This is a genomic window from Pseudomonas sp. P5_B2 (assembly GCF_056400445.1).
Genome location: NZ_JBFULH010000153.1, coordinates 1 through 8743, shown reverse-complemented (window position 1 = coordinate 8743; position 8743 = coordinate 1). Strand labels below are relative to the sequence as shown.

The 8743-nt window shown below is 59.7% G+C and carries 6 protein-coding genes; 5 read left to right on the top strand and 1 reads right to left on the bottom strand.

The annotated features are described in order from the left end of the window. Positions 1–518 precede the first annotated feature (518 nt). The 5 genes from AC1DRJ_RS14010 to AC1DRJ_RS13990 all read left to right on the top strand — a co-directional run bounded on the left by AC1DRJ_RS14010 (position 519) and on the right by AC1DRJ_RS13990 (position 5227). Positions 519–1106, top strand: a complete 588-nt coding sequence (locus tag AC1DRJ_RS14010) for a UPF0149 family protein (protein ID WP_477802681.1) — start codon at positions 519–521, stop codon at positions 1104–1106. Positions 1107–1116: 10 nt separating this feature from the next. After that, positions 1117–1512, top strand: a complete 396-nt coding sequence (locus AC1DRJ_RS14005; protein WP_477802680.1) for a YbaN family protein — start codon at positions 1117–1119, stop codon at positions 1510–1512. 309 nt (positions 1513–1821) lie between these two features. After that, positions 1822–2529 carry a cysteine protease LapG gene (gene lapG, locus AC1DRJ_RS14000; RefSeq protein ID WP_477802679.1) on the top strand — a complete coding sequence of 236 codons (708 nt, stop codon included), beginning with the start codon at positions 1822–1824 and terminating at the stop codon, positions 2527–2529. Positions 2530–2551: 22 nt separating this feature from the next. Beyond that, the gene (lapD, locus tag AC1DRJ_RS13995; protein WP_477802678.1) at positions 2552–4492 is read left to right on the top strand and encodes a cyclic di-GMP receptor LapD; all 1941 of its coding nucleotides are present in this window, start codon (positions 2552–2554) and stop codon (positions 4490–4492) included. 375 nt (positions 4493–4867) lie between these two features. Next, the gene (locus tag AC1DRJ_RS13990; RefSeq protein WP_477802677.1) at positions 4868–5227 is read left to right on the top strand and encodes a DUF6124 family protein; all 360 of its coding nucleotides are present in this window, start codon (positions 4868–4870) and stop codon (positions 5225–5227) included. 299 nt (positions 5228–5526) lie between these two features. Here AC1DRJ_RS13990 and AC1DRJ_RS13985 read toward each other — a convergent pair. Beyond that, on the bottom strand, positions 5527–8743 hold a 3217-nt coding region (locus AC1DRJ_RS13985), incomplete at its 5' end, for a type I secretion C-terminal target domain-containing protein (protein WP_477802676.1).

Sequence of the window (8743 nt, the reverse complement as noted above, 5' to 3'; positions counted from 1 at the left end):
CCTTGAGGACGCGTTGAGCCTGTTCGAGCATAAAAACTCCAAAAATCACAAAAACATCCCTGCAAGGCTGGTTCAGAACCACGCAAGCTGCACCGACAAATCGTAAGTGCGCATTGCATGACGCTGCACATTTCAGCCACGACGCCAGCAGGGCATCACAAAACGCGCGAGTATACCCGAGCCCTCCCTTGCACAGGGCACCGCTGATAAGACACATCAAGCCAATGCAACCAAGAACCCTGTGGGAGAGCTATGTGGTGAGGGGGCTCGCCCCCGTTCGGCTGCGTAGCAGTCGTAAAACATTGCACGCGGTGTATCAGATACATGGCGATTGCAGGTTTTGGGGCCGCTTCGCGACCCAACGGGGCGATGCGGCGTTCCGACAAGCCCCCTCACCACATAGCTCGCTCCCACAGGGAATGCGGTGTTCTGAGGCTTCAAATATGCCGTGCGGCTGGCCTGAGCGCTCAAGAAGGCCTAGAATTCCCGCATCGAACATTCCCCAAGGTATCCCGTTAATGTCCTTCGCTGAGCAACTAACCCGTTTGCAAGTCTTCCTCGACGCCGACGAACTGCATGACGAGGCGCTGGACTACGTGGCCGCCCACGGCTATCTCACTGCGCTGTCGATCTGTTCCGAAACCGTTCCAGAGCGTGAATGGATCGATGCCCTCTTCGCCGAAGAGCCGCACTACGCCGACGACACCGAGCGTGAAGCCATCGAATCCACCCTGCTGGCCCTCAAGGCTCACATCGCCCGCCAACTGGCGTCCGACGAAGAGTTCGAGCTGCCATGCGACCTGGACCTGGGCGAAGAGCCGGATGATTCCGACCTGCGAGGCTGGTGCATTGGCTTCATGGAAGGCGTGTTCCTGCGCGAAGAAGCCTGGTTTGAAACTGCCGAAGACGAAGTCAGCGAAATGCTGCTGCCGATCATGGTCGGTTCGGGTCTGTTCGACGAACAGCCTGAGTTCGAAGACATCGCCAAAGATGCCAATCTGATGGACGACATGATCGTGCAGATCCCGGAAGCCCTGACCGCGCTGTACCTGCTGTGCCAGGCGCCAGACGAAAAACCGGCGATCCTCAAGCCACGTCACCACTAAGGTTTTGCCTATGGACAACCCCATAGGCAACCGTTCCCTGATGTTGCGTTACGTGCTGCTGGCCATCGGCTGGCTGAGCGTAGCGCTAGGGGTGATCGGGATTTTTCTGCCGGTATTGCCCACCACGCCTTTCCTGTTGCTCGCCGCTGCGTGCTTCGCTCGCAGTTCGCCGCGTTTCTATCAGTGGCTGGTGGGGCATCCACGGCTGGGCCCGTGGATTCGCGACTACCTCGACGGTAACGGCATCCCGCTCAAGAGCAAGGTCTATGCCATCGGATTGATGTGGGCGAGCATCCTGCTTTCCTGCTACTTGGTGCCCCTGCCGTGGGCGCGCGGGTTCATGCTGACCAGTGCAGTGCTGGTAACGATTTATATCCTCAAGCAAAAAACCCTGCACAAATCCTGACCCGATTTCTGTGGCCAGGTCACTTCTGTGGCTATAGGTCTTCTGTGGTCAGGGGGCTTCTGTGGCGAGGGGGCTTGCCCCCGTTGGGTTGCGAAGCGACCCCAATCCTGCAGAACGAGTTTTTCCTGATACACCATGCTGACTGGATTACGACTGCTGCGCAGCCGAACGGGGGCAAGCCCCCTCACCACAGAAGCCCCTTGACCACAGAACCCCCCTCGCCACAGGTAGTCAGTAGCAACCCGGCAATTTGTCCGCCCTCGCTGAAAACACCGCCTAGACTTCAGACATCTTCACGCGAGTTGCCACATGTTCCGTCGTCCGCGTAGTCCAGGATGGTCAACGCTCCGACTTCGGCTCGGCGGTTGGCTGCTGCTGGCCGGTTTTCTGCTGACGGGGCTGGGCAGTGTCCTGGCTGACTGGGACTTCACGCAGATCCTGCAAAACGCCGAACAGCGCTACGGCCCCCTCGGCCCCGCCAAGGGAAGAATCGAGGCCTGGAGTCAAATGCTCAAAAGCCAACTCAAGCAGCCCGAGCGCGAGCAACTGAATGCGGTCAATCGCTTTTTCAATCAGCAGTTGAATTTCCAGGACGACACGCGCATCTGGCGTCAGACCGATTACTGGGCTACGCCAGAAGAATCGCTGATCAAGGGCGCCGGCGATTGTGAAGACTACGCGCTGGCGAAGTATTTCAGCCTGCGCTATCTCGGGATTCCCAGCGAAAAACTACGCATCACCTACGTCAAGGCCCTGGCCCAAAACCAGGCGCACATGGTGTTGACCTTCTACAGCAGCCCCACGGCCGAACCGTTGGTGCTGGATAACCTGATCAACGAGATCCGCCCCGCGTCCCAGCGCAAAGACCTGTTGCCGGTATACGCCTTCAACGCCGAAGGCCTGTACTTACCGGGGGCCAATGGCGGTAAACGCAGCAGCGACTCAAAAAAGCTGTCGCGCTGGCAAGACGTGTTGAAAAAGATGCAAGCCGAAGGGTTCGCCGTGGGCGAAGGCTAGTCGCCACCGCAAGGAGCGTTTTATGTCACTGCGCAAACAGTTGTTTCTCGCCATTTGCCTATTCTTGCTGGTGGCCTTCAGCGGCAGTTTTTTTGTCAGCCTGGAAACCTCCCGCGAACAAACGCTCAGCCAGTTGCGCTCCCATGCACAGGACGCCGCCACCGCGCTCGGTTTGTCGCTGACCGCACAGATCGACGACCCGGCCATGATCGAGTTGATGGTCAGTTCGATTTACGACAGCGGCTATTTCAGCAGCATCCGCGTCGTCAGTATTATCGATGAGCAAGTGTTGGTGGAACGCAGTGCCCCGGCGAAAATCCAAGGTGTTCCGCGCTGGTTCGTCAGGCTCGTCAACTTGCGCCCAGAGGGTGGTGACGCGCTGATCATGCGCGGCTGGGACCAAGTGGCGCGGGTTGAGGTGGTGAGCAATCCGCAATTCGCTCTGGCCAAGCTGTGGGACARCACAGCGGGCAGCCTGATCTGGCTGCTGATCTGCGGTTTGCTCAGCGCCGTGTTCGGCGGCTGGCTGTTACGTCGGCAATTGCGTCCGCTCGACAAGATGGTCAAACAGGCCGAAGCCATCAGCAAACGCGAGTTTTTGAGCCTGCCGAAACTGCCGCGCACACCGGAGTTGAGGCGTGTGGTGCTGGCGATGAACCAGATGGTCGAAAAGCTCAAAACGCTGTTCGCCGAAGAAGCCACGCGCAGTGAAAAACTGCGGGCCGAGTCCTATCAAGACAGCCTCACCGGCCTGGCCAACCGGCGCTTGCTGGATGAGCAACTGAACGATCACCTGCTGATCAGCGAACAGAGCAGCGCCGGCCATTTGCTGATGCTGCGCATCAACGACCTGGTAGGCCTCAACCAGCGTCTGGGTAGTCAGCGTACGGATGCGCTGATCAGCGCAGTCGGCGAACTGCTCAAGCGCCTGACACTACCGCCGGAACGATGCACCTGGCTGGCGGCGCGTAATCGCGGAGGTGAATTCAGCCTGCTCACGCCGAGACTGGACAGTGCCGATGCCGCACGCCTGGCCTCGGAAATCAGCGCCACCCTGGAAAACCTGCGCCTCACCGATGCCAGCGATTGCATGCCGGTGGCGCACTTGGGCATCGTCGCCTATCACCCCGGCGAACCGGCGAGCGATGTACTGCTGCGCCTCGATCAGGCACTGACGCAAGCCCGGCAACACCCCGAGCGGCCGTGGGTCCATTTGGCCGATACCGACACCGCAACCAACCACACCCAACATGACTGGCGCAGCTGGATCGACGACGCCCTGACCCACGGTAAACTGCAGCTGTATTTCCAACCCGTGGTGCAATGCGCCGACACCAGCCAGGTGCTGCACCACAAAGTCCTCGCGCGCCTGCTCGACCCAAGCGGTGAGGCTATTGCCGCCGGGCATTTCCTGCCATGGATCGAGTGTCTTGGCTGGTCGGCGCGGTTCGATCTGGCGATGCTCGAAGCGACCCTCGACTACTTGGTCGTCAACCGTTGGCCTCTGGCGTTGAGCCTGTCCGGCAGCACCCTGCGCGACCCGGTGCAGCTGCGAGAGATCATCGACTTGCTCGACTCACTGCCAGACCTGGCACCGCTGCTGACCCTGGAAATCGACGAGCGCCAATTGCCGCCGCCCGAAGAGTTGCAGCGCCTGAGCCACAGTTTGCTCGACACGGGTTACCGCATCGGTTTGCAGCATTTCGGCGGCAGCTTCAGCCAGATCGGCAACTTGACGCAGCTGGGACTGGCTTATCTGAAAATCGATGGCGCGTACATCCGTAGCATCGATGTGCAGCCTGACAAGCGGCTGTTTATTGATGCAATTTACCGAGCGACCAACAGCATTGATCTGCCGTTGATTGCGGAGATGGTGGAGACACAGGGGGAATTGGAGGTGATTCGGGAATTGGGGTTGTTTGGGGTGATGGGGCGGTTGATCGGGCCGCCGGAGCCGATGTAGCAGGACGCAATAAACATCGGTGTTTAAAAGACACCTCCAGACACTCACGCAGGCTACACATCCTTGCGCCGTTGCCTACGACTGCGCCAGAATCCGCCGGCTTGTGTGCTTTGAGCCTGGACTCTATCGTTTCCGGGTCGCTGACAAATCAGCGATCGGGTTTCGCAGCCCGGATCAATCAAGGCGCATAGCGCCACCGTTTCCTTTCAGTTGGCGCTTTTTTTCGTCTACTGCATTGCGTTATGGCGGCTGTGCGCGGGAGATCTTCGGGTCTGCCGGGTTCCTTGATTCCCGGTCTGCGAACCTGCGTACAGCGGCCACCTCCCCTCGTTTCGCAGCGAGCTGTGGCAGCTCCATTAATCAAGGAGTTTTACCATGTTCAAGATCACACCCAATCCACCCGAAACCGACGACGTTTCCCCCTACGAATCCACCGATTCCAAAAAGCTCAACAACGCCGCCGACCGCGCCCTCGATTACTACCTCAAACCGGTCATCCCCAAAGACACCCCACGCAGACCCAGCACCATCTATTCCGTCGGCCCCGACACTGATAACRAAACCCTGCTGGTCAACGCCTGYGAGACGTTGGCGTCAGCGAGTGTGATGTTGWGTGATTTYGCRGGGCAACTGAACGGTACGCAGCGCCACACCCTGTTGGGYATTCAAAACTCCGTCATGCTGGGTGAACTGGCGGTGAACCGGATGCTGGATAACGTTGATCCACAAAGCTAACGCGGATTTACGGCGACGCGCATTCCCAGTGGCGAGGGGGCTCGCCCCCGTTCGGCTGCGCAGCAGTCGTAAACCCAGTGAATGCGGTCTGACTGAAAGACTGCGGTGAATGGTTTTGGGGTTGCTGCTCAACCCAACGGGGGCGAGCCCCCTCGCCACAATGGGTTTCAGGCTGTGAGTTTGCGGCGGTCTGTCGGGTCTCATCGCGAGCAGGCTCGCGATGGCGGTGCCACAGGCAACAAAAAAACCCGCCATTCCTCACTGAGGAATGGCGGGTTTTGTCGTTTCAGGCTTTTAGATCACACGGTATCCACCTTCAACGAATGGTCATTCAACATGCCATTGATGATGGTCGCCGTATCGTGCCCACCCGCCACCACCCCGCCCGCTTCCGGCGTCACGCCGTAATGGTCGGCCAGGTTGACGCCGGCCAGGTCGATGGTCTGGTTCGGTGTGGCGCCGGCCATGGCGCTGACGTCGATGCTGGTCAGTACCGAGGCGCCGCTGCCAATGACTTTGAAGTGCAGGTAGTCATCCAGCGAGGCCGTGGTGCCGTTTTCGCCTTGCAGCAATTGCGATAAATCGAGTTTGTCGGTGCCTGGTGTGAAGTCGGTAACGACGTCGTGGCCGCTGTTGCCTTTTAGCCACTGGAAGGTGTCGGCCCCTGCTCCGCCGGTGAGGGTGTTGTTGCCCAGTCCGCCGATCAGGAAGTCGTCACCGTCGCCACCCTTGAGGATGTCGTCGCCCAAACCGCCGTTGATGATATTGCTGTTGTTGTCACCCGTGAGGGTGTCGTTGAAGTTGGAGCCAGTCAGGTTTTCGATCCCGGTGAGGGTGTCGGTGCCGGCACCTCCAGTGTTTTGCGCGGTGAGCAAGCCCAGGTCGACCGTGACCCCGGCAGTGGCGTGGGTATAGCTCGCCGTATCGATGCCGGTGCCGCCGTCGAGCAGGTCGTTGCCGATGCCGCTGAACAGCAGGTCATTTCCGGCGTCGCCGTGCAGTTCGTTGTTTCCGGTGCCTGCGGTGAGCACGTCGTTGCCGTCGCCGGCATTGATGACGTTGTTGCCGGTGCCGGCCACCAATATGTCATCGCCCGTGGTGCCGGTGAGGGTGTGGCCATCCTGGTAGCTGATGGTCACGGCCGCGCTGTCGCTGCCGCCATGGTTGTCGTTGGCGGTGTAGTTGCCGTGGGCGTCCGGTGTGATGTCATGGGCACCGGCGTAGTTGATGGCCATGGTCAGCTGATAGTTTTCCGCGTTGTTGACACTGTTGCCGCTGGGATTGGTAACGTTGGTGAGGTGGATCTGGTAGGTCCCATCCGCCGACGCGGTGATCGTCCCGCCGTCCGCAATGCTGACGAAGGCGCCACCATTGAGGGAATACTCCATGGTGATGCGCCCGGCCGCCAGGTTGTGATCCAGATTGAGGGTTTCACCCTCTTTCAGTTTCACGGTGATGAGGTCTTCATCATTGGCGTTATGGGCTGTCACCCGCCCCAGATACCCGCTGACCACCAGTAGCGCCGTCATCGTGGCGGTGTTGGCCGCAAAGGAACTGCGCACATCCGCCAGGGTCTGGTTAGCCGCATAATTGCTGGTGCGGGCGAAGCTGATTGCGCCGCTGCCGGTGAAGTCCGCTCCCTCGATCAGCCAACCCGTGTTGAAGGACGTTGGCGACGCGGTTAGCGGATCCTTGTCGGCATCGGTGTCGTTGGCCAGCAGCAGTTCGCCCGGCACCGCGATGTTGCTCGAAAGCACGTTGGTGATGATGTGATCATCGACCGCCACCGGCGCCGCGTTCGGAATGACTTTGACCGTCAGCGTGGAACTGGCCAGGTCGCCGTCGTTGTCGCTGACGGTGAAACCGATGTTTTCAGTGATCACCACCGCTGTGGTTTTCTGCGAGGTGTAGTTGTACTCACCGGTATCAAGGTTGACCACCAGGGTGCCGCCATTGTTGGTGGCGATGCTGATGCTGTTGTTCACCGTGTTGAATGTGCCGTGGTTAATGCCACTGAAGGTCAGCGAACCTTGGTTGGTGTTGCCTTTAGGGTCATAGGTGTAGGTGGTGCCGTCGACCGTGAGGGTTTTGATGAAGCCGCCATCGGCGCCAAATGTACCGCCCTCCAGCAATGTACCGGTGACCGGCGCACCGACCACGGTGCCCGAGAGCACTGAGTTGAGTTGATTGAGATCGGTGACGAGCACGGCATTGGTGTTGGTGTGGGTGCTGCCGTCGTAGGCCAATGGGTTGAGGTTGAAGTCATCCACGCCGTTGCCCAGGCCGATCGCATAATTCTTGATGTTGTTGGCGTCGAGGAAGGCTTTGAGAGCGACTTCGTCGCTGGTGCTGATGACGCCTTCGTTGGGTTTGCCGTCGGAGAAGAAGTAGCCGACGTTCTGTGCACCGATCAGTTTTCCGGACGTATTGAACGCCGTCTGCATCGTGGCCACCGCGGCATCGTAGTTGGTGCCACCGCCGGCTGTCAGGCCCGCAAGAATCGACTTCGCAGTCGCCACGTCGGCCCACACCGTGGTTCTGTCGGTGGCATTGCTGCTGAAGGTGACGAGTTGCACTTTCACGTCGCCGAGGTCGTCGTACTTGTCGAGCAAAGCGCTGATGGCCTGTTTGGCCAACGCCAGCCGAGTCAAGCCTGGCACGCCGGAGGCGTCGGCCATACTGCCAGAGATGTCGAGCACGATCAGCACGTTGGAGTCGATTTCCACCGCTGCCACCGAGCGATCCGACGCCACTGCTTTTGGCACGTCGTCGACAATGTTGACGACGATGGTACTGGTGGTGCTGTTGCCCAAGGCATCAGTGGCTTTGTAGGTGAAACTTTCGCTCAGGGTGTTTGGCCCGTCGTTGGCGTTCGGCGACGTTTTCGGCGCCGAGGTCAGGGTGTAGGTGTACGTGCCRTCGGCGTTRAKCWGGATCTGMCCATASKTGCCGGTGRCGCTGCCCACCARGSTGTAGGTGAACGCGCCGCTGCCGCCAGTGACCGAACCCACCAACGTGCCGGAAGCGGTTTCCCCGRTGTTGCCCGGGTCGCTGCCGGTGACGGTGCCCGCCGCCAGGTCCTGACCGCCCWTGSTCARGTCSAGGGCTTTTTCGAAGACCRTCACGTCCTGATCAACCCCAGCTGTAAGGCTATTGTCGKTGACGTCGATGGTGATGGTGGTGGTGCTTACATCGCCGTCGGCATCACGAATGGTGTAGGTGAACGTGTCCGTGGCGCCTGCTGGCCCTACCGAGTTCGGGTTGCTGTGGTACACGGCATTGCCCGCGGCATCGAGAGTCAGGTAGCCGTAAGTACCATTGATATTGGTACCCAGCCCGCCGACCGCCGGGGTCGACGTGTTACTGCCGGCACGTACGCCAATCACCGCCCCACTGCTATCCGGACCGTCGGCGCCAAACTTGTCGTTGTCCAGGACGCTGATATTGACCGTTGCACCTTCCACCGCACTGGCGGTGTTCGCCGCTGCGGTAGGCAGGTCGTCGACGATGTTGACA

What these genes read in the sequence shown, in the direction of transcription:
- lapG (WP_477802679.1), top strand. Translation starts at nt 1,822, where the DNA reads ATGTTCCGTCGTCCGCGTAGTCCAGGATGGTCAACGCTCCGACTTCGG.
- AC1DRJ_RS14005 (WP_477802680.1), top strand. Translation starts at nt 1,117, where the DNA reads ATGGACAACCCCATAGGCAACCGTTCCCTGATGTTGCGTTACGTGCTG.
- AC1DRJ_RS14010 (WP_477802681.1), top strand. Translation starts at nt 519, where the DNA reads ATGTCCTTCGCTGAGCAACTAACCCGTTTGCAAGTCTTCCTCGACGCC.